At 69.0% G+C, this 21,169-nt stretch carries 22 protein-coding genes and 1 pseudogene; 11 read left to right on the top strand and 12 right to left on the bottom strand.

Annotated elements, in window-relative coordinates:
- Nucleotides 1-37: 37 nt before the first annotated feature.
- From AC07DF_RS08005 to AC07DF_RS07995, 3 genes are all read left to right on the top strand, one after another.
- Entirely contained in the window at nucleotides 38-610 is a 573-nt protein-coding gene (locus AC07DF_RS08005; RefSeq protein WP_478968074.1) for a PadR family transcriptional regulator, read from the top strand.
- A gap of 104 nt (nucleotides 611-714) precedes the next feature.
- Nucleotides 715-2,439 (top strand): acyl-CoA dehydrogenase family protein, encoded by a 1,725-nt coding sequence (locus AC07DF_RS08000; protein ID WP_478968073.1) that lies wholly within the window; start codon nucleotides 715-717, stop codon nucleotides 2,437-2,439.
- Nucleotides 2,440-2,576: 137 nt separating this feature from the next.
- Nucleotides 2,577-5,861, top strand: a complete 3,285-nt coding sequence (locus AC07DF_RS07995; protein ID WP_478968071.1) for a family 78 glycoside hydrolase catalytic domain — start codon at nucleotides 2,577-2,579, stop codon at nucleotides 5,859-5,861.
- 129 nt (nucleotides 5,862-5,990) lie between these two features.
- Here the strand turns inward: AC07DF_RS07995 and AC07DF_RS07990 are convergent, their stop codons facing one another.
- Complete coding sequence (locus AC07DF_RS07990; protein WP_478968069.1) at nucleotides 5,991-6,491, bottom strand: PaaI family thioesterase; 501 nt, start codon at nucleotides 6,489-6,491, stop codon at nucleotides 5,991-5,993.
- Nucleotides 6,492-6,583: 92 nt separating this feature from the next.
- On the opposite strand from AC07DF_RS07990, the gene AC07DF_RS07985 reads away from it, so the two are divergent.
- Nucleotides 6,584-7,051, top strand: a complete 468-nt coding sequence (locus AC07DF_RS07985; protein ID WP_478968067.1) for a winged helix-turn-helix transcriptional regulator — start codon at nucleotides 6,584-6,586, stop codon at nucleotides 7,049-7,051.
- A 482-nt stretch (nucleotides 7,052-7,533) separates the two neighbouring features.
- Here AC07DF_RS07985 and AC07DF_RS07980 read toward each other — a convergent pair whose 3' ends face one another.
- A complete protein-coding gene (locus AC07DF_RS07980) occupies nucleotides 7,534-8,547 on the bottom strand; it encodes an NADP-dependent oxidoreductase (RefSeq protein ID WP_478968065.1) in 1,014 nt (337 codons plus the stop codon).
- 83 nt (nucleotides 8,548-8,630) lie between these two features.
- Between AC07DF_RS07980 and AC07DF_RS07975 the strand changes: the two genes are divergently transcribed.
- Nucleotides 8,631-9,137 carry a winged helix-turn-helix transcriptional regulator gene (locus AC07DF_RS07975; RefSeq protein ID WP_478968063.1) on the top strand — a complete coding sequence of 169 codons (507 nt, stop codon included), beginning with the start codon at nucleotides 8,631-8,633 and terminating at the stop codon, nucleotides 9,135-9,137.
- Between the two features lie 669 nt (nucleotides 9,138-9,806).
- On the opposite strand, the gene AC07DF_RS07970 is transcribed toward AC07DF_RS07975, so the two are convergent.
- The 3 genes from AC07DF_RS07970 to AC07DF_RS07960 all read right to left on the bottom strand — a co-directional run bounded on the left by AC07DF_RS07970 (nucleotide 9,807) and on the right by AC07DF_RS07960 (nucleotide 10,898).
- Nucleotides 9,807-10,100: a DUF1330 domain-containing protein gene (locus tag AC07DF_RS07970; RefSeq protein WP_478969452.1), complete on the bottom strand. Its 294-nt coding sequence runs from the start codon at nucleotides 10,098-10,100 to the stop codon at nucleotides 9,807-9,809.
- Nucleotides 10,101-10,279: 179 nt separating this feature from the next.
- Nucleotides 10,280-10,774, bottom strand: coding sequence for a nicotinate-nucleotide diphosphorylase (locus AC07DF_RS07965; protein ID WP_478968061.1), 495 nt, complete (start codon nucleotides 10,772-10,774; stop codon nucleotides 10,280-10,282).
- Nucleotides 10,740-10,898, bottom strand: coding sequence for a hypothetical protein (locus tag AC07DF_RS07960; RefSeq protein WP_478968059.1), 159 nt, complete (start codon nucleotides 10,896-10,898; stop codon nucleotides 10,740-10,742). The genes AC07DF_RS07965 and AC07DF_RS07960 overlap by 35 nt, the downstream gene beginning before the upstream one ends.
- Nucleotides 10,899-11,041: 143 nt before the next feature.
- Here AC07DF_RS07960 and AC07DF_RS07955 point away from each other — a divergent pair, with 143 nt between their 5' ends.
- Nucleotides 11,042-11,347 (top strand): winged helix-turn-helix transcriptional regulator, encoded by a 306-nt coding sequence (locus AC07DF_RS07955; protein ID WP_478968057.1) that lies wholly within the window; start codon nucleotides 11,042-11,044, stop codon nucleotides 11,345-11,347.
- 331 nt (nucleotides 11,348-11,678) lie between these two features.
- Nucleotides 11,679-12,545: a hypothetical protein gene (locus tag AC07DF_RS07950; RefSeq protein ID WP_478968055.1), complete on the top strand. Its 867-nt coding sequence runs from the start codon at nucleotides 11,679-11,681 to the stop codon at nucleotides 12,543-12,545.
- 650 nt (nucleotides 12,546-13,195) lie between these two features.
- On the opposite strand, the pseudogene AC07DF_RS07945 reads toward AC07DF_RS07950, so the two are convergent.
- The 3 genes and pseudogenes from AC07DF_RS07945 to AC07DF_RS07935 all read right to left on the bottom strand — a co-directional run.
- Nucleotides 13,196-13,907: pseudogene (locus AC07DF_RS07945) on the bottom strand (alpha/beta fold hydrolase); the annotation flags it as partial.
- Between the two features lie 185 nt (nucleotides 13,908-14,092).
- Nucleotides 14,093-14,224: a hypothetical protein gene (locus AC07DF_RS07940; protein ID WP_478968053.1), complete on the bottom strand. Its 132-nt coding sequence runs from the start codon at nucleotides 14,222-14,224 to the stop codon at nucleotides 14,093-14,095.
- A 173-nt stretch (nucleotides 14,225-14,397) separates the two neighbouring features.
- The gene (locus AC07DF_RS07935) at nucleotides 14,398-15,558 is read right to left on the bottom strand and encodes a DUF418 domain-containing protein (protein ID WP_478969450.1); all 1,161 of its coding nucleotides are present in this window, start codon (nucleotides 15,556-15,558) and stop codon (nucleotides 14,398-14,400) included.
- 342 nt (nucleotides 15,559-15,900) lie between these two features.
- On the opposite strand from AC07DF_RS07935, the gene AC07DF_RS07930 reads away from it, so the two are divergent.
- The 3 genes from AC07DF_RS07930 (at nucleotide 15,901) to AC07DF_RS07920 (ending at nucleotide 16,704) form a co-directional block, all read left to right on the top strand.
- Nucleotides 15,901-16,095 (top strand): hypothetical protein, encoded by a 195-nt coding sequence (locus tag AC07DF_RS07930; protein ID WP_478968051.1) that lies wholly within the window; start codon nucleotides 15,901-15,903, stop codon nucleotides 16,093-16,095.
- A 5-nt stretch (nucleotides 16,096-16,100) separates the two neighbouring features.
- Nucleotides 16,101-16,310 carry an ABC transporter ATP-binding protein gene (locus tag AC07DF_RS07925; protein WP_478969448.1) on the top strand — a complete coding sequence of 70 codons (210 nt, stop codon included), beginning with the start codon at nucleotides 16,101-16,103 and terminating at the stop codon, nucleotides 16,308-16,310.
- 100 nt (nucleotides 16,311-16,410) lie between these two features.
- Nucleotides 16,411-16,704, top strand: a complete 294-nt coding sequence (locus tag AC07DF_RS07920) for a hypothetical protein (protein ID WP_478968049.1) — start codon at nucleotides 16,411-16,413, stop codon at nucleotides 16,702-16,704.
- Here the strand turns inward: AC07DF_RS07920 and AC07DF_RS07915 are convergent.
- Both AC07DF_RS07915 and AC07DF_RS07910 read right to left on the bottom strand, forming a co-directional pair.
- Nucleotides 16,691-17,800: a sensor histidine kinase gene (locus tag AC07DF_RS07915; protein WP_478968047.1), complete on the bottom strand. Its 1,110-nt coding sequence runs from the start codon at nucleotides 17,798-17,800 to the stop codon at nucleotides 16,691-16,693. The genes AC07DF_RS07920 and AC07DF_RS07915 overlap by 14 nt on opposite strands.
- Complete coding sequence (locus AC07DF_RS07910) at nucleotides 17,797-18,489, bottom strand: response regulator (RefSeq protein ID WP_478968045.1); 693 nt, start codon at nucleotides 18,487-18,489, stop codon at nucleotides 17,797-17,799. The genes AC07DF_RS07915 and AC07DF_RS07910 overlap by 4 nt, the downstream gene beginning before the upstream one ends.
- 134 nt (nucleotides 18,490-18,623) lie before the next feature.
- Here AC07DF_RS07910 and AC07DF_RS07905 point away from each other — a divergent pair, with 134 nt between their 5' ends.
- Nucleotides 18,624-18,851, top strand: a complete 228-nt coding sequence (locus AC07DF_RS07905) for a hypothetical protein (RefSeq protein WP_478968043.1) — start codon at nucleotides 18,624-18,626, stop codon at nucleotides 18,849-18,851.
- 33 nt (nucleotides 18,852-18,884) lie between these two features.
- Here the strand turns inward: AC07DF_RS07905 and AC07DF_RS07900 are convergent, their stop codons facing one another.
- Both AC07DF_RS07900 and AC07DF_RS07895 read right to left on the bottom strand, forming a co-directional pair.
- On the bottom strand, nucleotides 18,885-19,316 hold the full coding sequence (locus tag AC07DF_RS07900) for a DUF7878 domain-containing protein (protein ID WP_478968041.1): 432 nt from the start codon (nucleotides 19,314-19,316) through the stop codon (nucleotides 18,885-18,887).
- Between the two features lie 618 nt (nucleotides 19,317-19,934).
- On the bottom strand, nucleotides 19,935-20,912 hold the full coding sequence (locus tag AC07DF_RS07895; protein WP_478968038.1) for an aldo/keto reductase: 978 nt from the start codon (nucleotides 20,910-20,912) through the stop codon (nucleotides 19,935-19,937).
- Between the last annotated feature and the right edge of the window lie 257 nt (nucleotides 20,913-21,169).

The raw sequence follows: 21,169 nt of genomic DNA, 5'->3' as shown, positions 1-21,169 counted from the left end.
CTTGCTATGCAACGAGTTGCATAGCACCATCGCCGTCATGGCGCTCGAACACGCGATCCTGGTGTCGCTCCTGGAGAAGCCGGGATCCGGCTATGAGCTGGCCCGGCGTTTCGAACGGTCCATCGGCTACTTCTGGACCGCCACCCACCAGCAGATCTATCGCGTACTGAAGCGCATGGAGAACGACGGCTGGGTCGAAGCCCGGGACGTCCCGCAGCAAGGACGGCCGGACAAGAAGGAGTACTCCGTCGCCGACCTCGGCCGGGCCGCGCTGTCCTCGTGGCTGCACGATCCGATCGAGCCGGAGAGCGTCCGCCACGACCTGGCGGTGAAGATCCGGGGTGCCGCCTTCGACGACCCTGCCGCCCTGATCCGCGAGGTGGAGCGGCACCGGCAGGCGCACCGGGACCGGCTGGCGCACTATCTGGCGGGCGAGGAACGGGACTTCACGGGGCCCGGAGCCGGTGCGGCCGCCCAGAAAGCGCCGCTGGACGCGGAGCGGGAGCTCCAGCACGTCGTACTGCGCGGCGGCATCGCGTACGAGCGGATGATGATCGGCTGGCTGGACGACGTGCTCGCCACGCTGGCCCGGTTCGGCCCGGGCCACTGACCGGCCTGACCGACCGCGCCACCGCACCGGCCACACCGCTCCTCCTCTCCGGCCGCCATACCTCTCGATTCCCATCCGTCCACCAGCCGAAAGGGGTCCTCACCATGGCTGACCAACTGCTCTTCAACCCGCGCACCTACGACCCCGCGCACTTCGACCCCGAGACGCGCCGCTTGCTGCGTGCCACCGTCGACTGGTTCGAGGAGCGCGGGAAGCGGCGGCTGATCGAGGACTACCGGACCCGCGCGTGGCTCGGTGACTTCCTGGCCTTCGCCGCGAAGGAGAGCCTGTTCGCCACCTTCCTGACGCCGTCGTCCGCCGCAGGGGAGGGGGAGCCGGACAAGCGGTGGGACACCGCCCGTATCGCCGCGCTCAACGAGATCCTCGGCTTCTACGGTCTGGACTACTGGTACGCCTGGCAGGTCACCATCCTCGGCCTCGGCCCGGTCTGGCAGAGCGGCAACACCGCCGCCCGCGCCCGCGCCGCGGAACTCCTCGCCCAGGGAGAGGTGTTCGCGTTCGGCCTGTCCGAGAAGGCCCACGGCGCCGACATCTACTCCACCGACATGCTGCTCGAGCCCGACGGCGACGGCGGCTTCCGCGCCACCGGCTCCAAGTACTACATAGGCAACGGCAACGCCGCCGGACTCGTCTCCGTCTTCGGCCGCCGTACCGACGTCGAGGGCCCCGACGGGTACGTCTTCTTCGCCGCCGACAGCCGTCATCCGGCCTACCACCTGGTCAAGAACGTCGTCGACTCGTCCAAGTTCGTCAGCGAGTTCCGCCTGGAGGACTATCCCGTCACGTCCGATGACGTCCTGCACACCGGCCGCGCGGCCTTCGACGCCGCCCTCAACACGGTCAACGTCGGCAAGTTCAACCTGTGCACCGCCTCGATCGGCATCTGCGAACACGCGATGTACGAGGCCGTCACCCACGCCCACAACCGCGTCCTGTACGGCCGTCCCGTCACCGCCTTCCCGCACGTGCGGCGCGAGCTGACCGACGCGTACGTCAGGCTCGTCGGCATGAAGCTGTTCAGCGACCGCGCTGTCGACTACTTCCGCTCCGCCGGCCCGGACGACCGCCGCTACCTGCTCTTCAACCCGATGACGAAGATGAAGGTGACCACGGAGGGCGAGAAGGTCATCGACCTGATGTGGGACGTCATCGCCGCCAAGGGCTTCGAGAAGGACAACTACTTCAGCCAGGCGGCCGTGGAGATCCGCGGCCTGCCGAAGCTGGAGGGCACGGTCCACGTCAACCTCGCGCTGATCCTGAAGTTCATGCGCAACCATCTTCTCGACCCGGCCGAGTACCCGAGTGTGCCGACCCGTCTCGACGCGGCCGACGACGACTTCCTGTTCCGGCAGGGACCGGCCCGGGGCCTGGGCTCGGTGCGCTTCCACGACTGGCGCCCGGCCTTCGAGGCGTACGCGCATCTGCCCAACGTCGCTCGCCTGCGCGAACAGGCCGACGCGCTCTGCGAGTTCGTCGGCACGGCCGCCCCCGACGCGGAGCAGAGCCGCGACCTCGACCTCGTCCTCTCGATCGGCCAGCTCTTCGCGCTCGTCGTGCACGGGCAGCTCGTCCTGGAGCAGGCCGGCCTGACCGGACTCGACGAGGACGTACTCGACGAACTCTTCGCCGTCCTCGTAAGGGACTTCTCCGGGCACGCCGTCGAACTGCACGGCAAGGACTCGGCGACCGAGCGGCAGCAGGAGTGGGCGCTGGCCTCGGTCCGGCGGCCGGTCGTCGACGAGGCGCGCACGGAACGAGTCTGGCAGCGGGTCGAGGCGCTGTCCGGCACGTACGAGATGGCCCCGTAAGCGCGCCGCATCCATCACCGGTGGCAGGCCTGCGGCCCTGCCACCGGTCGGCGCCGCGCATATTGACGTGTTTGCGTCACCCGGCTAGTGTCCCGGCGACCCGCTCGATTGAAACGATTCAATAGAACGGAGAGGCCATGCTCCCCCGGCGACCCTTCATGCTCGGACTCCTCAGAGGCTTTGTCGTACTCGCGGTGCTCGGCGCCGCGGCCGTACTGCCGACTCCCCCCTCTCCCACGGCGTCCGCCTCGGGCGTGCCTCTCGAGGTGCGGGGCCTGAGCACCAACGGCCGGGTCAATCCTCTGGGTATCGGCGGCGAAGCCCCGGTGTTCGGCTGGCTGTTGGCCTCGTCCCGGCGGGCGGCGACCCAGCAGGCCTACGAGATCCAGGTCGGACGCAGACCAGGGGCCGCCGACGTGTGGTCGTCCGGCAAGGTGCGGTCCGACCGCCAGGTCGACATCGAGTACGGCGGTCCGGATCTGAAGTCGGCCACCCGCTACTACTGGCGCGTCCGGGCCTGGGACGACAAGGGAGCCGTGAGCAGGTGGAGTGCGAACGCGTACTTCGAGACCGGCCTGCTGCATGCCGGCGACTGGGACGGCGCTCAGTGGATCACGCGCGCCGAGGCTTCGAGTGAGCTGGACAAGTGGACCGACTACGCCGCGACAGTCCGGTTCAAGCTCGACAGCGCCGCCTTCGGCATGTTCCTGCGTGCTCCCGACACGAGCAACGGATACATGTGGCAGTTCGACGTCACCGGGCCGAGCCCCACGTTGAGGCTGCACAAGCAGGTCAAGGGCACGTACAGCGTGGTCCAGGAAGTGGATCTCGCGCCCCACGGCTTCACCAAGGCCTCCCTCCTCGCCGACCGGCACACCGTGCGCTACGACGTGGCGGGCGACACGATCAGGACGACGCTCGACGGCAAGCTCGTCAGCACCTTCGCGGACTCCACGTTCACGAAGGGCTTCATCGGCTTCCGCACCCATGCCTGCTGCGACGAACACGGAACGGTGTACGACGCCGTCGTGACCGGAGCCGACGGCAGCATTCTGCTCGACACCGACTTCACCTCCGGCCGGAACCCTTTCTCCGGCGGTGACATCGCCGGCTCCGCCCTCGCCGTCTCGGGCACCACGGACGCCCTGTACGGACCCGACGTCCGGCCGATGCCACTGCTCCGCAAGGGTTTCGCGACCGAGCCCGGCAAGAAGGTCGCCTCCGCACGGGTCTATGCCTCCGCGCTCGGCCTCTACGAGCTGGAGATCAACGGCAAGCCGGTCGGCGACCAGGTGCTCGCCCCCGGCTGGACCGACTACCACCAGCGCATCCAGTCCCAGACCTACGACGTGACGAAACTACTCAGGAGCGGCGAGAACGCGGTCGGCGCGTCCCTTGCGAACGGCTGGTGGGCCGGCAAGGTCGGGATCGGCTGGAGCCGCCAGTACGGCAACGCACCGGCGCTCGTGGCGAAGCTGCGCGTCACCTACACCGACGGTTCCGTCCAGTGGATCGCCACGGACGGCTCCTGGAAGGCGGCTGAGGGGCCCTATGTGAAGGCCGACCTGCAGGACGGCGAGACGTATGACGCCCGTCTGAAGCCGACGGGCTGGAGCCGCGCCGCATTCGACGACACGCGCTGGGAACCGGCTGCGCGGGTGGAGTCGCGCACCGCCCTCCTGGTCCCGCAGAGCGACGAACCGGTGCGCGAGACCCAGGTTCTCAAAGCCCGGAAGATGACCGAGCCCACCGCCGGAACCCATGTCTACGACCTCGGCCAGAACATGGTCGGCGTGTCCCGGCTGACCCTGACCGGCTCCCCCGGCCAGACCGTCAGGATCCGTTACGCCGAAGTGCTCAACAAGGACGGCACTCTCTACACCGACAACTTCCGCAGCGCCAAGGTCACCGACCGCTACGTATTCGCCGACTCCGGAACGGTCACGTACGAACCCACCTTCACCCAGCACGGGTTCCGCTACATCGAGATCACCGGGGTGGACTCACCTCCGGCGCTCACCGACGTCCGAGGCGTCGTCTGGGGCTCCGACCTCCCGTCCACCGGCACGCTGAAGACCTCCGACAACATGCTCGACCGACTGGTCAGCAACATCTCCTGGAGTCAGCGCGGCAACTTCCTCTCCATCCCCACCGACACGCCGGCCCGCGACGAACGCCTGGGCTGGACCGGAGACATCAGCCTGTTCGCGCCCACAGCCAACTACCTCGTCGACACCCGCGCGTTCCTCTCCCACTGGATGGCGGACGTCCGCGGCTCCCAGCACCCCAACGGCGACCTCCCGGCGGTCGTACCGACCCCCCAGGGCCAGTTCGCCGAGAGCGGCGTCGGCTGGTCCGATGTGATGATCACCGTGCCGTACCACGTGTGGCGCTCCTACGGCGACACACGCATCCTGCGCGACAACTACCCCGCCATGCGGAAGTTCTTCCAGTTCGTGCGCGAGAGTGCCGGAGCGGACCTCCTTGAGCCCGGCCGCACGACGTTCTTCACCAACGACTGGCTGCATCTGGACGACCCGACCGAGCAGGGCGTCCTGGGCACCGCCTACTACGCCGAGAACGCCCGCATGATGGCGGAAGTCGCAGACGCCCTGGGCGACGAATCGGCGGCGTCCGACTACCGCAAGCTCTCCGCCGACATCCGTCACGCCTTCACCCAGGCCTACGTCGCAGCCGACGGCACGGTGAAGGGCAACTCCCAGACCGGATACGCGATGGCACTCGGCATGGATCTCGTCGCGGACCCGGCACTCGTCGCCAAGGTCGGCGACAAGTTCGTGGCCAAGCTGGCCCTGACCGACCACCACCTGCGCACCGGGTTCATCGGCACGCCGCTGCTGCTGCCCGCGCTGAGCAGGATCGGCCGGGACGACCTCGCCTACAAGATGCTGCTGCACAAGGACTACCCGTCCTGGGGCTACGAGATCGTCAAGGGCGGCACCACCATGTGGGAGCGCTGGAACTCGATCATGCCCGACGGCGAATTCGGCCCCGTCGACATGAACTCCTTCAACCACTACGCCTACGGCGCCGTGGGCGACTGGATGTTCCGGAACATCGGCGGCCTCTCCCCCATCGAGCCCGGCTACAAGCGCTCCCGGATCGCGCCGGTGCCGGATGGCAACCTGACCGAGGGTTCCGGCAGTCTCCAGACCGTCCACGGCCTGCTGTCGTCGCGCTGGACCAACCGCGACGGCGTCTTCGGCCTGAAGGTGACGGTGCCGGTGAACACGGTCGCGGAAGTCCATGTGCCGGCCGGAACCCGTCAGACGGTGACCGAAGGCGGCCGACCGGCCGACCAGGCCAAGGGAGTCCGCTTCCTCCGTATGGAGAACGGGGCTGCCGTGTTCCAAGTGGGCTCGGGCACCTATGACTTCGGCGTCGGGGCAGGATCTCGCTGAGACGGCCGACGGGGCATCGGTGCACCACCGGGACGGTGTGCCGGCCGAGTTGAATGCCGAGTACTACGCCCAGCGGGCCTCGCACGCACTGATCATCACCGAGGGCACCCAGCGCACTGGCGCCCGGGGTCAGCCTTGAGAGGAAGGTACCGGGAAGAGCATGCAACTACTGGTGGCGTGGGCGAGCAAGCGGTCCGTCGCGTCGAACAACTGGGCCTGCGCAAGGGCGGTTTGACGGCCGCTGCTGACAACCGTGCCGACGGCACGCACCGTGCCCGTGTCCACGGTGATCCGCCGCAGGAACTTCACGGTCAGATCGAGCGAGGTGTACGCCATGCCCTGCGGAAGGGTGGACTGGACAGCGCAACCCGCCGCCGAGTCGAGCAGGGTGGCGAATACTCCGCCGTGCACGCTGCCGATCGGGTTGTAGTGCTCCTCGCCCGGCGTCAGCGAGAAGACCGCCCTGCCGGGCTCCACCTCGTCCAGGGCGAAGTCGACGGTGTAGTTGATGGGCGGCCTCGGCAGCCGCCCCGCCTGCAGCTCACGCAGGAAGTCGATGCCGGCCATGCGGCCGGCGGCTTCCGCCAGCACCGCGGGATCGTCCCACTGATACGTACGTGTTCGCCCCACGCCCGGCACCCTCCCAGTTGGCTTTGCCAAGTGAAGCTAGCCGTGCGCTCACCTGACTGTCAATGGCGAAGCCAGGCCTTTACGATGTCAGGATGGAGTGGCTTGAGGCGAGCACGGAGAATTGCCCCATCCAGCGCACGCTCGACGTGGTCGGGGAGAAATGGACGCTGCTGATCCTGCGTGACGCCGTCAATGGAGTCCGCCGTTTCGACGACTTCCACCGCCACATCGGCCTGTCGGAGGCCGTCCTCAGCGACCGCCTCCGCAAGCTGACCTCGGCGGGGGTCCTGCGCACTGTCCCCTATCGGGAGCCCGGGAGCCGCGTCCGCAACGAATACCGCCTGACCCGCAAGGGCTGGGACTTGTGGCCCGCCCTCATGGCCTTGAGCCAGTGGGGCGAGACATACGCCCTCGGCCCCGAGGGCCCCGTGCTGGACGTGCGCCACACCGACTGCGACGCTCCGGTCCGGGTCGTCGTGGAGTGCTCCGCGGACCATTCCACGCTCACCCCCGGCGACGTCACCGCCCGACTGGGAACCGGCGCCCGGCCTCGGCCATGAGTCATCGTCATCGCGCCACGCGGGGGTTCAACGGCGGTGAAGCGCCAGCCCGTCGGCGATCAAGAACGGCAGGCACTCGCTCCGGGCACGAACGTATCGACATCACCACACGGGAACCACCTGAACACACGGGAACCACCTGAACCGGCGCCCGCGCTTGACGCTTCACCGCCACCCTGCCGATGAACGCACGGCCCGGCGACTTCGTTTCGGTGGCCAGCCAGCACATCCCGCGCCTGAGCGCGGCTTGGACGTGGAGTTCACTGGGCCGAGAACTCGAGGGCTACCAGCCCCCGCTTTGGCCAAGACTGGGGCCAAGCCAGCGTAGAGCCGCATAGCGTGCGCTGGGAGCGTATGGCCTGCGAAATGGCATCGGGACACCTGCAGCAGCGGCTCTCGCGACCGCAGTCGCCCATGGACCGCGACGGTGGCGTTACCCCTCCGGCGACCGTGCGGACGGAGGGCCTGTGGCCGGCTTGGCCTCAGCCGTTGTCGGGCACCATCGAGACCACGACCTTGCCGGCCTTGGTGCGGCCCTGCTCGACGTGCGCCATCGCCTCGAGCGTCTGGCCGAAGGGGAAAACGCTGTCGATGACCGGGCGGAGCTTCCCGCTGTCGTAGAGGGCGCCGAGGCTGCGCAGCTGGGAGCCGTTGGCCTGCATGAAGAAGAACTCGTAGCGCACGCCCAGCGCCTTGGCCCGCTTACGGATCTTGCGGCTGAGGGTGTTCATGACCAGGCCCAGGACGGAGGGGGCGCCGAGCTGCTTGGCGAAACCGGCGTCCGGCGGGCCGACGACGCTGATGGCCAGGCCGCCGGGCTTCAGCACAGTCAGCGACTTCTCGAGGCTCGCCCCGCCCAGGGAGTCCAGCACCAGGTCGTAGCCGGAGAGCACCTTTGAGAAGTCTTCCTTGGTGTAGTCGACGACGACGTCGGCGCCGAGGCTCCTGACCAGCTCCTCGGACCTGGTGTTCGCGGTCGTCGCCACCGTGGCGCCGAGGTGCTTGGCGAGCTGGATGACTGTTGACCCGAGGCCGCCGGCTCCGGCGTGGATGAGCACCTTCTGCCCTGGCTTCACGTGCGCGCGCTCGACGAGGATCTGCCAGGCGGCCAGCGCCACCAGCGGCACTGCGGCTGCCTCCTGGAGGGTGAGGGAGGCCGGTTTGGGCGCGACATCGTCCGCATCGATCGCGATGAACTCCGCGAAGCCTCCTACCCGCAGGTCGCGCGGACGGGCGTAGACCTCGTCGCCGACCTCGAAACCGTGTACGGCGGAGCCGACCCGCGTCACGACGCCGGCCACGTCGTGGCCGAGCACGAACGGGCGCTTGTACTTCAGGAGCTGCTTGAACTCCCCGTTGCGGACCATCTTGTCCAGCGGGTTGATGCTGGCGGCGCTCACTCTGACCAGGACGTCCCGGTCTCCGACGGTGGGCTCGGGTACGTCTGCGGCGCGGGCGCCGTCCTTGCCGTACTTCTCGACGACGAATGCCTTCATGCCGGCCGCCTTTCTGTGTGCTGGCCATGACGCTACTCTCTGAGTATCGAAAAGTAAACTCAGGTGAGGTTAGAATCACCCCCATGGACGCAACGACCGAAGCTCCGCGGGACGCCGGCGTGGACCCCCGCCTCGACCGGGACACGTCGAACTGCTCGATCGCCCGGACCCTCGAGATCGTGGGCGAGAAGTGGACGATCCTGATCCTGCGCGAGGTCTGGTACGGCTCGTCCCGTTTCGGCGAGTTCGAACGCGTCCTCGGCTGTCCTCGCAACCTCCTCGCGGCGCGACTTCGGATGCTCGTGAAGGAAGGGATCCTGGCCACCGAGACCTACAAGGAGCCGGGCTCGCGGAGCCGGCCGAAATACGTGATCACGCCCAAGGGTGTGGATCTGGTCCCGGCCGTGATGGGGCTCCTGCAGTGGGGCGACCGCTACCGCGCCGACCCGGAGGGCCCGGCCATGCTGTCCCGGCACCGTGGATGCGGCGCACACGTCGACGCCCAGATCCGCTGCGAAGAGGGGCACGCCGTACAGCCGGAAGACATCGAGAGCATCCCCGGCCCGGCTTTTCGCCTGAGGCCCGCCTAGTGAACCGGCCTGGTGGAGGCGGGCCTTTGTGCGGCCGCAGCAATTCCGCTACACGCCCTCGCCAGCGTGCTACGGCATCCGTGTCATGGGCTTGCCCGCGTACGGCGCGTGGCGACTCAGGATGCGAACTGCCCCAGACAGCAGCCGAGTTCCTGCTCGCTGTTGGGGAGCGATGGGAGGGGTCGAGCGGGAGAGAGTCCAATTCGAGGACGCGCTGGTGGATGAGTGAGGACGGCGGCGAACCGTATCGGTTCGGCGTCGGTCGCGTCGAGGCCGGCACGAGGTCAACTTGCCGACCGGGGTGGCCGCTACGGCGACGATGACGGATCAGCCCCCCGACCGCCCCGCCAATGGGACCGTGCCAGCGTGAAGTAGCTGGTCAGCCTGGTGGCGGGGCAGGGTTCGCGGGTGCTCGTGCCGGTCGGGTGCGTCGGTCTGCGTTCATGATCGTCTACTACCGGCCGACTGCGAGGTTGGTGAGGACCAGCAGTGCGCGCAGCAGGTTCGTAGCCCGTGCCGGGTTGAGCCGGAGTCGGGTGAGGATGCGCCAGTTCTTCACTCGGCGAGGCCGTGCTCGACGGGGCGCCGGGGCGGTGGCGACGATCTGGTTGGCCTGCTTCTGTCCGGCGTATCAGCTGACGGATGCTCAGCGATGGCTGAGCCCGTCGGTCAGTCGATGCCTTCGATGATGCGGAAGTCGCGCTCGACGCAGTCGGCGAGGACCACCAGCGCCTTCCGGTACGCCTCGCTCTCGTATGCCGCGACGGCCTGGTCGAAGCTGTCGAACTCGATCAGAACGACGCGGTGCGTGTTTCCGGCTTCGCGGGCGACGACTCGGCCGCCACTGGACAGGACCCGCCCGCCCCCGGCTTGGACGGCCGGACCGGCCAGCTTGTCGTAGGCAGTCAGCCTCTCGGGGTCGGAAATGGCGCGGTAGACACTGACCCAGTAGCCCTTGGCCATGGAAACCTCCCGTGTTCGGCCGGACAGGTCCGGCTGCGAATTGACGCTTAGATTGGCGCCCGGCGCCTTCGGCGACGGGGCGGGAACATGCTTGCCGGAGACGGAAACGAAGGCCTCCCGGTCGACGGGGTCGGCCATGGCGGGCATTCCAGCCCGTCCACGCAGGAGGAGACACGGCCTCATCCGAACCTGGCCGGGCGTCCGCCATCCGCTGGTGCCGTCGGCGTCAGCAGCAGAGTGAGGTCGAACGCCGGCGCGCTGTGGGTGATGGCACCGACGGATATCGCGTCCACTCCGGTCTCCGCGACGGCCCTGACCGTGTCCAGCGTGATGGATCCAGACGCCTCGAGTCGGGGTCCTTCCGACCCTCGCAGTGTCACGATGTGCCGCATGTCTTCGATGGACAGGTTGTCCAGCATGATCCACTCAACCCCGGTGCGCAGAGCCTCAGCTGCCTGGGCCACCGACTCGACTTCGACCTCGACGGCGATGCCGGCGGCGTTGTGTGCGCGGATGGCTGCGACAGCGGCGAACATCATCATGTGCACGCCCCGCTCGTACTCGCAGCCGCACAGCACGCATGTCCGGCCGATGGCGATCTCGCGCTCCCTCATCGTCAGGGTGAGCTGTCGGCCCAGCTCATAGCGCCGCCATCCGTGCATGGCGCCGGCCATCGGGAGGTTTCCTGGCGAACATCCGGAACAGCCCGAGCGGCGTCACGTCCCCGGGCATCATGCGCGCGAGCAGCGCGCCGGCCTGGTCGGCGTACGGCGGTTCCAGCAGGGCTAATCGCGACATCGGCACTCCCGTCGCTAGTGCTTCTATTATCGAATCACTATGCTGCTTCGAGAAGCGAAGCGCAAGGAGGAGAGGGGAACATGGAAGGCGGAACACCGCGGCCCGGCGTACCCGTGCGGGGGTCCTCATCGGGACGCCCGGTCATGGCCGCGTTCGATCTGCTGGGACGGCGCTGGACGCTGCTCATCCTGTGGGAGCTGAGTCAAGCCCCGGGCGGTTTCCGTGAGTTGCAGCGCCGGTGCGAGCGCATGTCCTCCAGTGTGCTCAGTACCCGGCTCGGCGAGCTGACCGATGTCCGCCTGATCACTCTGCGCGAGGACGGATATCACCTCACCCAGCTCGGTGGGGACCTTGTCGACGCCCTCCAACCGCTGTTCGCGTGGAGCCGGCGGTGGGCGGAGCAAGCGGACGCCGGTCCGGCACAAGGATCCCGGCACTTCGATGAGTAGATACGGTGTCGCATGCCGTCCTCGTGTCGATGCACGACAGCCGAAGGGGCGTCCGGTCGTGTCCCTCCGCAGGGGGGCGCAGTTCCTCGGCGCCAAGCTGGTCTCCAACCGGGTGATGTCGGCGCGCCGTTGCCCGTCGATGACACTGGTCCCCGGCCGACGGCGGTAGCGTGACCTTCTCGGCTCGCGGAGGGCCGGACCGTGTTCCTGAGCTGTCCCGGGCGCTCATGGGCCAACAGAGGGTGTGGGGCACCCACTTCGCGCCCCACACGAGCACAACACGCAATGCGTGGTGATCCAGCCGACCGGACGGCGAACAAAGGGATTCACCATGCCCGCTTCACACCGACGCCGCGCCGCCCACATCCGTGCCTCCTTCACCGGCGAGACCGCCTCCCTGGCCGCGCCCGGCATCGGTCGCCTGGCCACCGCAGGTCTCGACGACTGCACCGCCCCACAGCGACGGCTCCGTGCCCTGCTGGCTCTCGGTCTGTTCAACTACGGCTCCAGCAGTCTGTGGCACCGCCCCGTGAGCCTGGCCGATATCACCCGCTACACCATGGTGCTCTCACCCCGCCGTGATGAGCTGGTCATCACGACCCGGGCTCCCTACAACGTCACGTGTTGGCTGGTCGGCCGCGACGGGCTCCCGGAGGTCGGCCTGCCCGGCCTTCGAGTAGAAACCTCGTGCGAGGACGGGTGGCGGCTGCGGCACCTGTCCACAGGCGCCAGGATGACCGTCACCAGCGACCCGCACGGACGTCTCTTGGGGCCCCCGACTCCGAGGTCCAACTACGCGAGGCTGTGGGGGACGGACGTGCCGTTGAGCGAGGAGGAATGCGCCATTCTGAGGGCCTTGCCGCACCTTGATGAAGACACCGAGACGGTGCTGGCCGCGCTGGCCGTCCGCCTCTGTCTCCGGGACCCGGACCTCGGCGGTTGGGACATCGGCCAGTGGTTCTGCGACTCGTCCGACCGGCCGGAGCGCGGAGGTGCCCACCAGCGCAGATTGTCCGCTGACAGGGGCCGGTGCGAACTTCACTGGGACTCCACCCCGCACCCCGAAGACCTGCGAGTGGCTCTCACTCACCCCGTGGTCGGCCTGCCCGGTGCGACCAGCCGCTCGACTCCGACCGGCTGGCAGTTGCTGTACAGACAAACCGTCCTCACCGCTACGCCACGCGCATACGCCCCCTGACGTGCACGACCGAGGTGCCCCGTATACCGCGCCGGGGCAGGTTCACAGCGGTCATCAGGCGCGGAACGAGCGCGGGCGGCCCGCCGCCAGCGGTGGGAGGTGTGGCGGCGGGCCAACGGCCGCCCCCCCCCGGTATCGGGGTGGCCGCTTTCCGCTACGAGAGGCAGCGCCTGCCGGTAGCGGCATCGCGAGGTCTCTTGAGCGCAGTCTGGCGGGGCGTGCTCTTGCAGTACTCCCGGCACACGGGGATGCTGCCCATCGGCGCCGCCACCCTGGCCGCCCTGGCTGTGCAGACCCACCGCTGGGACTTGAACCTCGGGTCGGACTACCTGTTCCGTTCCATCCTGTTGGAGCCCGAAGGAGCACGCACTGAAGAGAACGACCTTGGCGGATGGGCCGCCGCACACTAGCTGTACTGGCCTGGTCGGACAGGGCAAGGGTCAGGCCCGTAAGTGCATGTTCCGTATATCCGGTTCTGAGTAGCCCTGGCGCCTGGGCTCGCGTGTGTCCGAGGGCGCCGGGCGGACCGGAGAGCGGGTAGCGCGGCCCGACGCGGTGTTCTGTTCTCGCATCGTGCTCGAGGCCAGAGCACCCGGGGGTGGGAAAGGCAGTCGGTCAGAGGTTGGCTTAGAAGGCGCCGTCAAGTGGCTCAGCCGATGCGCGAACTCGTCCGGCTTCCCCGCATATCCGAACTCCCCGTCCATGAACCCGCCGTGATGGCTCGGGAACACGGTCACCTGCTGTCCGAGCAGTTCAGCGGTCGCGACGGCGGTGCGTCCGGTCAGCACGGCTTCGGACTCCTCGCCCACAGCGATCACAACGCCGGTCGGCGCAGCCGCGATCGCATCGGCATCCGGCCGATAGCTGCTGACCGCCCATGACCGGTCGGACAGCAGCGGATCATCAAGTGAGCCGTCATCCTTCGTGGGCATCCCGAACGCGGCGGGATCGGCCTCTGGCTGTGCGAAGTACGCGTCGGTGAACCCTCCCCTCCACGAGGTCATGGCCACGAACGCAGCCATCCCGGCACCCCCTCCCCCGCTTCTCGTAGGCCTCCCGGACTCCTGCCCGCGCCCGCACGGCCGTCGGGCCGTCCAGCATGAGAGTGATGAGCGGCGGCTCGTGCGCGACCAGGGTCGTCACGTCTGCCGGATACTTCGCCACGACCGCGAGCGCGGTGACCGCGCCCCCACTGCCGGCGAACATCTCAACCGGGCCGACCCCGAGCGCCTCGATGACAGCGTGCACGTCGTCGGCCTGAGTCTGCGGCGGCGTGTGGTCGACCCGCCCGTCCTTACGAGTGCTGCGACCGAGGCCGCGCGGGTCATAGGTGACCACGGTCCGCTCAGGAAAGCGCGCGGCGCCATCTGCGAACGGATGGATACCGCCCCGTTCCTCCTGCGCGGCCGGTGGGACGGGGCGCTGGAAGACGTCTTGCTGGAGGACCTCGAGTTCGTGTGGGGCCGCGTATCCGCCTCAGCCGGTGAGCAGCCGGGAACGGACAGCGCGGCCGGGCAGGTCGATCCTGCCCGGCCCGCTGTCGTCGGTCAGCCGGAGTCGAGCGACTCCTGTGCGAAGTCAGCCGGGGTCGGGCGGGGCGGGGGCAGTAATGACCCGTCCTGGCGTGCGGCCTGCCAGCGCTCGGTCAGCTCGTCCTTCCACCCTCTGGGCGGGGCCACGGGACGCCCCAGGCGGCGAGCTGGTCGCGCTTCCAACCGCCGGCGGGCGTGCGGGCGGCTTCGATCTCTTCGGGGGCTTACGGGTGGAAGCCTGCAAGGACTATGCGTTTTGCTGGATCCATGAGAGGTCCAGGCCGGGGTGGGACGTGGAGGCATCCCACCCCGGCCGGGTGTTATCGGATGTGCTTCGCCGGCTTGGTGGCGGCGTTGAGCAGGTACTCCAGGGGGCCGCGGCGGAAGAAGCGGGACCAGATCGTGGCGAACACGATCGCCCCGAGGATGTACATGATCAGCGGCAACCATGACTGCTGGGTGCTGGTCCCGGCGGGCGTGGACAGCACGGACTGTGCGACGAAGTGGCCGACGTAGGCGGTCAGGGACATGGTGCCCACGGCGATGACCGGCTTCGCCAGACAGCGCAGTCGCGGCAGGCGGTCCATCAGCACCGTCGCGCCCACGATCACGAGGATCGCGACTCCGACGCTGCCGATGATGTCGAACGTGGTGCCGCTGTGCGGCCCGGCCGACAGGAGCGACGACGCCGGCATATCGGGGAACGACCCACCGTCGGGGGGCATCGACCCGCTGCCGGAGGACATCGACCCGGAGCCGCCGGACATCGACCCGTCTTCCGCCATGCTCCGCAACGCGTCCTTCCCGGCCAGCAGCAAGGACATGCCGTACGCGGCCACGGTGAGGGAGACACCGAGCGCGGCCAGGCCCCGCCGGGCCGTGCTGGAGGACAGGTCGAGGCGGCCCAGCGCCATACCTGCGATCACGAACGACATCCAGGTGAGCGCCGGGTAGAAGCCGGTGAGCAGCAGATCGAGCACTCCCACCTCGCTGAGACGGCGGAGCGGGTCGTAGGCGTTGATGCTCTCCTGGACCGACGGAGTCAGCAGCGAGGTCAGGACGAACGCCAGCTGCGGTGTGACGAGGGCGAACGCGGCCGCGATGATCGCGAGCGTCTTGGCGCTCAGTCGCACCAGGGGCAGGGCCAGCAGGAAGTAGACACCGTAGAAGCCGAGGATGATCACTCCCCCGTACTCCATCGCCATCACAGTGCCCAGCGCCAGCAGGACCATGGCTCGGATCGCGATCCGCGCCTTCGCCTGCCGGCCCGCCAGGCCGGTCTTCGGCTCCCGGCGGCCGGCGAGCAGCATCAGTGAGAACCCGGCGAGGGTGGCGAACAGGACCGACGAGTGACCGTCCGCCACGTACCGGATCCAGCTGCCGACACCGGTCGTGGCGGACAGCGGGGGTCCGATGTGCACGATGTACATGCCGAACACCGCCAGCGCGCGGGCCAGATCCACCCCGACGAGGCGTCCCATCGAGGGGCCGGGCGAGGCCGGCACGGCGGACTCGGGGGAGGTTCGGGGCGGCGGAGGCGAGTTCTCCTGCGGAGCTGACGTCTCCTGGGGAGCTGACGTCTCCTGTGGCGGTTGTGTCTGTGTCATACGGAGAACCTCGCGCGGACGCCAGGGGGCGGACCATCCGGCAGTCTTCGGTAACGCCCCCGCCGATCGGGGGGGGAGCGCCCTGCCGACCGGTGGAACCTCGGTGCCCGGCCGGTCCGGTGCGACCGGACGGCGGTCCTTCTTCAGTCACTCGGCGGGGGTGGCCCCGACAGTTGCCGGATGGGAGCGGGGTGGGCGGGCTTCCAGGCTGGAGGCATGACACAGCGTGTGCGACACGACGAGCGCGAGGGCTTCCGCGGAACATCGGCCGACATACCGGGCCGTGACGCCGTCCCTGGCAGGGGCGACTTTCTGGAACTCCTCGGTATGGCGCTGGCGGCGGGCGCCTTCGTCCTGTGCGTCGTCCACCCGGACGTGACCGAAGCGTTGGTGCGCCCCCTCGCCATGTGAACGAGATGGCGCTGCGGGACGTCGTCGCGGAGGTGGCTCGCGAGACCACCGTGCTGGTGGTGGCCCACCGTCTGTCGACGGTGACGGGTGCCGACCGGATCGTCGTCATGGACGGCGGACATGTCCGGGCCGTGGGCACCCATGAGGAACTGGTGGCCCAGGACCGGCTGTACGCGCAACTGGCGGCCACCCAGTTCCTGGCCCCCGCGCGATGACGCACCACACGCAGGGTTGTCCGGTCGTCCACTGCCGCGTTCCCGGCCGAACAACCCCAAGCACCGACACCCACGCAAACCAAGACCGTGAAAGGCCCCTGTGCGCACCGAGTCCGCCATCCGCTGCAGAGGTGCGGTGTGGGACTGGCCGGCCCGGCCGGCCGCGCTGTTCGGCGGCGTGTACGGGCTCCTGGTGTCGAGTTCGGCCGTCGCCTCGCTCAGGCAGTTCGGCGAGACGACTCGAGCGGCACGCATGGACGACGCCCTATGGGTCCTGTTCACCGCCCTCGCCTCGGCCCTGGCCCATGGCTACGCCCACCAGATCGCCCACCGCGACGCGCTGGGCCGACCCGGCCTGCGCCGCCCGGCCGCCTGGTCGGTCAGTCCGCGCTGAGGGGAATGCGCAGCCGCACGCGGTAGCCGCCCTCCGCGGTCGGGCCGGCCTCCAGGGTGCCGTGAAGAATATCGGCCCGTTCCCGCAGACCGACCAAGCCCTGCTGCGAACCGGGCAGGGACAGCGAAGGCCGGGTGGGCGGGGTGTTGGTGATGGTCACTCCGATGCCGTCGCCGGCCTGCCACAGCTCGACGTGCGCTCTGGCGCCGGGGGCGTGCTTGCGGACGTTGGTCAGCGCTTCCTGGACCGTACGGTAGAAGGCCCGTTGCGCGGGTGTACCCACGGTGGGCGGCAGCTCACCCGACAACTCCACGTGAGGGCCGCCTGATTCCACCAGTTTGCGCAGGTCGGCCAGGGTGGGCTGAGGCGTCAGCTCGGTGGCGTTGCCGCCGGAGGCGCGCAGCAGCGTGACCATGGTGCGCAGTTCGTCGAGTGTGGTGACGCTCAGGGAACGGATCGTGCGGGCGGCTTCCTTGGCGTCCGCGTCCCTGGTGGCGACCTGAAGCGCCCCGGCCCGTACGGCGATCAGGCTGACCTGGTGGGAGACGACGTCGTGCATCTCGCGGGCCAGTTGGGCGCGTTCGCGGGCGAGCACTGCCTGGGCATGCAGGGCCCGCTCGTGCTCCCTGGCCTCCTCGATCTCGGCCAGCTGCCGCGCCAGGTCCCGTTGCGCCTGGAGGAGCTGGCCGAAGAGGACCGGGGCCGCGGCGGTCGCCAGGCCGTACACGAAGAAGACCAGTGTCATGGTCCGGTCGACCTCGGCCAGGGGCCACGGAGTACTGCTCGCGACGGCGGCCAGGGCGACGCACACGGCGAGGAGACGGCGGTTGCGGGAGCGCTCGGCCAGGGTGAACAGCGCCGCGAGCACAGCGAAGGCGACATCCTGCATCAGCGCGACGGGCAGGGTCAGCAGGAACACGCCGAGCGGGAAGCGGCGCCTGAAGGCCAGCGCGGTGCAGCCGATGGCGGCCAGCGCGAGCTCGAGGGGCGTGTGCTCCCAGACGTTGAGCCATACATCCACGGCCGCCACCGCCACCAGGGCGAGGTCGGTGACCGGCGTGGGAAGCCGCTGCCACATGGCGCGTGCGCGGCTCATCGGCCTGCCTCCTGCGCGTGCTCGTCGAGCAGTCCGGCCCGCTGTGCCAGCAGCGCGGCCTGCACCCGGCTCGACACCCGGAGCTTGGTGAGGATGGCGCTGACGTGATCCTTGACCGTGCCGGCACTCAGGTGGATGCGCGCGCCGATGTCGGCGTTCGACAGGCCCTCCGCCACCAGGACGAGGACGTCGCGTTCACGCGCGGTGAGCAGCCGGACCCGTGCCGCGTCCTCGTCGACGGCCGCCTCGGCGCGGGGGTGGCTGTGCAGCAGTGTCCGCGACGCTTTGGGGGAGAGCACCACACCGCCCGCGGCCAGGGTGCGCACCAGGTGGGCGAGTTGCTCCGGCTCGGTGTCCTTGAGGAGGAAGCCGGCCGCGCCGGAGTGCAGCGCGGTCTGGATGTACTCGTCGGCGTCGAAGGTGGTCAGCATCGCCACGACCGGGGCGTCCGGCGTCTTCCGCAGTTCGCGCAGGACGGTGAGCCCGTCGACGTTCGGCATCCGGATGTCCAGCAGCACCACGTCGGGCCGCTCCCGGCGGATAGTCTCGACGGCTTGGCCGCCGCTCGCGGTCGCGACGACCTCGATGTCCTCGGACGCGTTCAGAATGAGTTCGAAGCCCGAGCGGACCAGTGCCTCGTCGTCGACCACCACTACCCGGATCACGTGCTCCGCCTCACCTTCATTCATGCCGTCCGGCCCATGCCGACTCGACCCTAAAGCCCCGATCGGTCCCGGTGGCACGTCGAGCGGCAGCTCCAGCCACACGGCGGGGTAGCACCCACCAGTCGGCAGGGGCACGGCAGCCTTCTGCCGGACAGTCCATGATCGGCCCGGTCTCCAGCCTGAGGGTCACGACCCATCACCCAGACTCCGCGCTGCTCCCGGCCGACGGCGCGTCCCCTGACCGTGAACGTGGTGAGACCTCGACCGGTGCGCCCGGGGTGGGCCGGCTGATCGAGCCGGCCCAGGCCCGCGGCCTGGCGGTCTTCGGCATGTACACGCATATCCCGAACGGCTGCGACGCCGTGATCACACCAGCCACACCGTGATCATCCCAACCAGTCGGCCGGGCCGGAACAGTCTCAGGGCTCTGGGATGACAGCGGGGTCGACGCCCATCCCGGCGATGCCCTCGCGCACGGCACGGTCGAACCGCTTGATCTCTGCCATGAGAACGTCCCAAGCGACGGGTGCGGTCCAGAGGTCCGGCGTGAAGACAGAACCGACCCGCCAGCCCTCTTCGGAGTGGACGATGCGGATCATCCCCTCCTCGGCCTGCATCGAATCAAGCTCGAAGTCCTCATGACCGGCAGCCGGGCTCCGGAGCCAGAGCGCCAGGTGGTACGCCAGCTCAGCCACCGGGAACGCCTCCTCGGACCATACCTCCCGTTCCTGCTCCCAGATGGACAGCTCTGCCTCGATGTCGAGGAGCAGCACCTCCAGGGGCGCCTCCAGCGGGGTGAGACCGCGCCGGGGCAGGTCTGACAGTCCGAAGTTCCGGCAGACGAACTGCACCGCCCGGCCTCCATGAGATCTGAGGCCAGCTGAATGCACAGGCCACCCAAATGCGGACAACCCTACCAACCCATGCCGGGTGCCCCATCGCGCCCCTGGTTTACGGGAGGCCCCTTAGGCAACGACGACTCCGATCCAGAGCACAGGAGCACCTGAGCCCTCCCCCTCCCTCATGCCGGTCACAGCGCGGACGGGGCGGCCCGGCGCCAGGTTTCGACCCGTCAGGTAGCCGGATTTGGCCGAGACTTGAGGGGCCGCGACGTTCCCGTTGCCCGGCCAGCCCGACATCACGTCCGGTGCCGTGTCCGACGGACGTCGATGACCTTGTCCGCGTTGTTCACCAACTGACCGAGGGGAACCGACAGCTACCTGGTGCACCCCGCAAGCGCCTCCCCCGTCCGAGGGCTGCCAACCCAACCGCGTCCGAAGGGGACACTTCGAGTCACTACTCGACTTACCGTGCCGCAGCTACTCCTGCCACCGATGACCAGGCGGTTCTTGCAGCCCTCCTTCATCAGCCACCAACCTCGCGCAGGTGAAGACGCCAGGTTGCCGATATCCCTGCAGCACGGGCCGCGCTGAGCGTACGAGGTGTGGGCGCGGTGCCGGCTGGTGTGGTCAGCGTTCCATCATGCGCATGGCGGCTTCGGTGTGGGTGTCGCCCGCGGCAGGGGGAAGGCTGGAGAGCCTGGTCAGGACCTCGTCGGGCAGCTGGATGCGGTCGGCGGCGGTGTTCTCATCGACTCGGGTCACCCGCTTGGTGCCGGGGATGGGGGCGATGTCGTCGCCCTGGGCGAGCAGCCAGGCGATCGCGACCTGGGCGGGCGTGGCTCCTGCTTCGGCTGCGATGGCCTGGACCTCGTCGGCGAGGGCCAGGTTGCGCCGGAGGTTCTCGCCGGTGAAGCGGGGGTTGCCGCGGCGGAAGTCGCCTTCTTCGAAGTCGTTCTCGTTCCGGACGGTTCCGGTGAGGAAGCCGTGTCCGAGCGGGGAGAACGGCACGAGACCGATTCCCAGCTCTCGCAGGACCGGCAGGACGCGGTCCTCGATGCCGCGGGTCCACAGCGAGTACTCGGACTGCACGGCGGTGAGGGGGTGAACGGTGTGGGCGCGGCGGATGGTGGCCGGGCCGGCCTCGGACAGTCCGATGTGGCGGATCTTGCCCTCGGTGACGAGTTCCGCCAGGGTGCCGACGGTTTCCTCGATCGGGGTGTTCGGGTCGACGCGGTGCTGGTAGTACAGGTCGATGTAGTCGGTGCCCAGCCGCTTCAGTGAGCCTTCGAGGGCGGTGCGGATGTTGGCCGGACTGGAGTCCACCGTCCACGCACCGGCTCCGGAGTGGGAGACGAGGCCGAACTTGGTGGCCAGGACGACCTGTTCGCGGCGGCCGTCGAGGGCTCGGCCGAGGAGGTCCTCGTTGGTGTAGGGGCCGTAGATCTCGGCGGTGTCGATCATGGTGACGCCGAGGTCGATGGCGCGGTGCACGGTGCGGATGGACTCCGCGTCGTCCGTCCCGGCTCCGGTCAGGCCGTGGGACATGCCCATCGCCCCCAGGCCGATGCGTGCGACGTCGAGGTCTCCCAGCTTGATGTGCTTCATGTTGTCGTGCTTCTCCTGTCGAATGGGGTTGGGTTCGGTCGGTGCGTCCGGCGTGGGAGGTCTTTCGGTGGCCTGCCCGCGCCGTCTTCGTCACGGGCCGCCGCGCGGGCGCCCGTCGCAGGCCGGGGTTGCGTTTGGCCGCTGATGAGGACGGGCGCGCGTGCCATTCCGGTGAGGCGGCAGGGCCGCGTCACGGCTCGCGGCAGGCGAGCACCATCGAGGGGGTGCGTACGTGGGTGACGACCCGGGTGCAGCCG

It is taken from the genome of Streptomyces sp. NPDC044719 (assembly GCF_056433405.1).
This window is presented reverse-complemented; position numbering and strand designations above follow the sequence as displayed.

Coding starts and splice junctions, on each gene's coding strand:
- AC07DF_RS07915 (WP_478968047.1), bottom strand. CDS start 17,800: ATGAGCCGCGCACGCGCCATGTGGCAGCGGCTTCCCACGCCGGTCACC.
- AC07DF_RS07970 (WP_478969452.1), bottom strand. CDS start 10,100: ATGGCCAAGGGCTACTGGGTCAGTGTCTACCGCGCCATTTCCGACCCC.
- AC07DF_RS07960 (WP_478968059.1), bottom strand. CDS start 10,898: ATGTCGCGATTAGCCCTGCTGGAACCGCCGTACGCCGACCAGGCCGGC.
- AC07DF_RS08005 (WP_478968074.1), top strand. CDS start 38: ATGGCGCTCGAACACGCGATCCTGGTGTCGCTCCTGGAGAAGCCGGGA.
- AC07DF_RS07975 (WP_478968063.1), top strand. CDS start 8,631: ATGGACGCAACGACCGAAGCTCCGCGGGACGCCGGCGTGGACCCCCGC.
- AC07DF_RS07955 (WP_478968057.1), top strand. CDS start 11,042: ATGGCCGCGTTCGATCTGCTGGGACGGCGCTGGACGCTGCTCATCCTG.
- AC07DF_RS07895 (WP_478968038.1), bottom strand. CDS start 20,912: ATGAAGCACATCAAGCTGGGAGACCTCGACGTCGCACGCATCGGCCTG.
- AC07DF_RS07930 (WP_478968051.1), top strand. CDS start 15,901: ATGACACAGCGTGTGCGACACGACGAGCGCGAGGGCTTCCGCGGAACA.
- AC07DF_RS07935 (WP_478969450.1), bottom strand. CDS start 15,558: ATGGGACGCCTCGTCGGGGTGGATCTGGCCCGCGCGCTGGCGGTGTTC.
- AC07DF_RS08000 (WP_478968073.1), top strand. CDS start 715: ATGGCTGACCAACTGCTCTTCAACCCGCGCACCTACGACCCCGCGCAC.
- AC07DF_RS07905 (WP_478968043.1), top strand. CDS start 18,624: ATGATCGGCCCGGTCTCCAGCCTGAGGGTCACGACCCATCACCCAGAC.
- AC07DF_RS07925 (WP_478969448.1), top strand. CDS start 16,101: ATGGCGCTGCGGGACGTCGTCGCGGAGGTGGCTCGCGAGACCACCGTG.
- AC07DF_RS07965 (WP_478968061.1), bottom strand. CDS start 10,774: ATGGCCGGCGCCATGCACGGATGGCGGCGCTATGAGCTGGGCCGACAG.
- AC07DF_RS07950 (WP_478968055.1), top strand. CDS start 11,679: ATGCCCGCTTCACACCGACGCCGCGCCGCCCACATCCGTGCCTCCTTC.
- AC07DF_RS07910 (WP_478968045.1), bottom strand. CDS start 18,489: ATGAATGAAGGTGAGGCGGAGCACGTGATCCGGGTAGTGGTGGTCGAC.
- AC07DF_RS07995 (WP_478968071.1), top strand. CDS start 2,577: ATGCTCCCCCGGCGACCCTTCATGCTCGGACTCCTCAGAGGCTTTGTC.
- AC07DF_RS07985 (WP_478968067.1), top strand. CDS start 6,584: ATGGAGTGGCTTGAGGCGAGCACGGAGAATTGCCCCATCCAGCGCACG.
- AC07DF_RS07980 (WP_478968065.1), bottom strand. CDS start 8,547: ATGAAGGCATTCGTCGTCGAGAAGTACGGCAAGGACGGCGCCCGCGCC.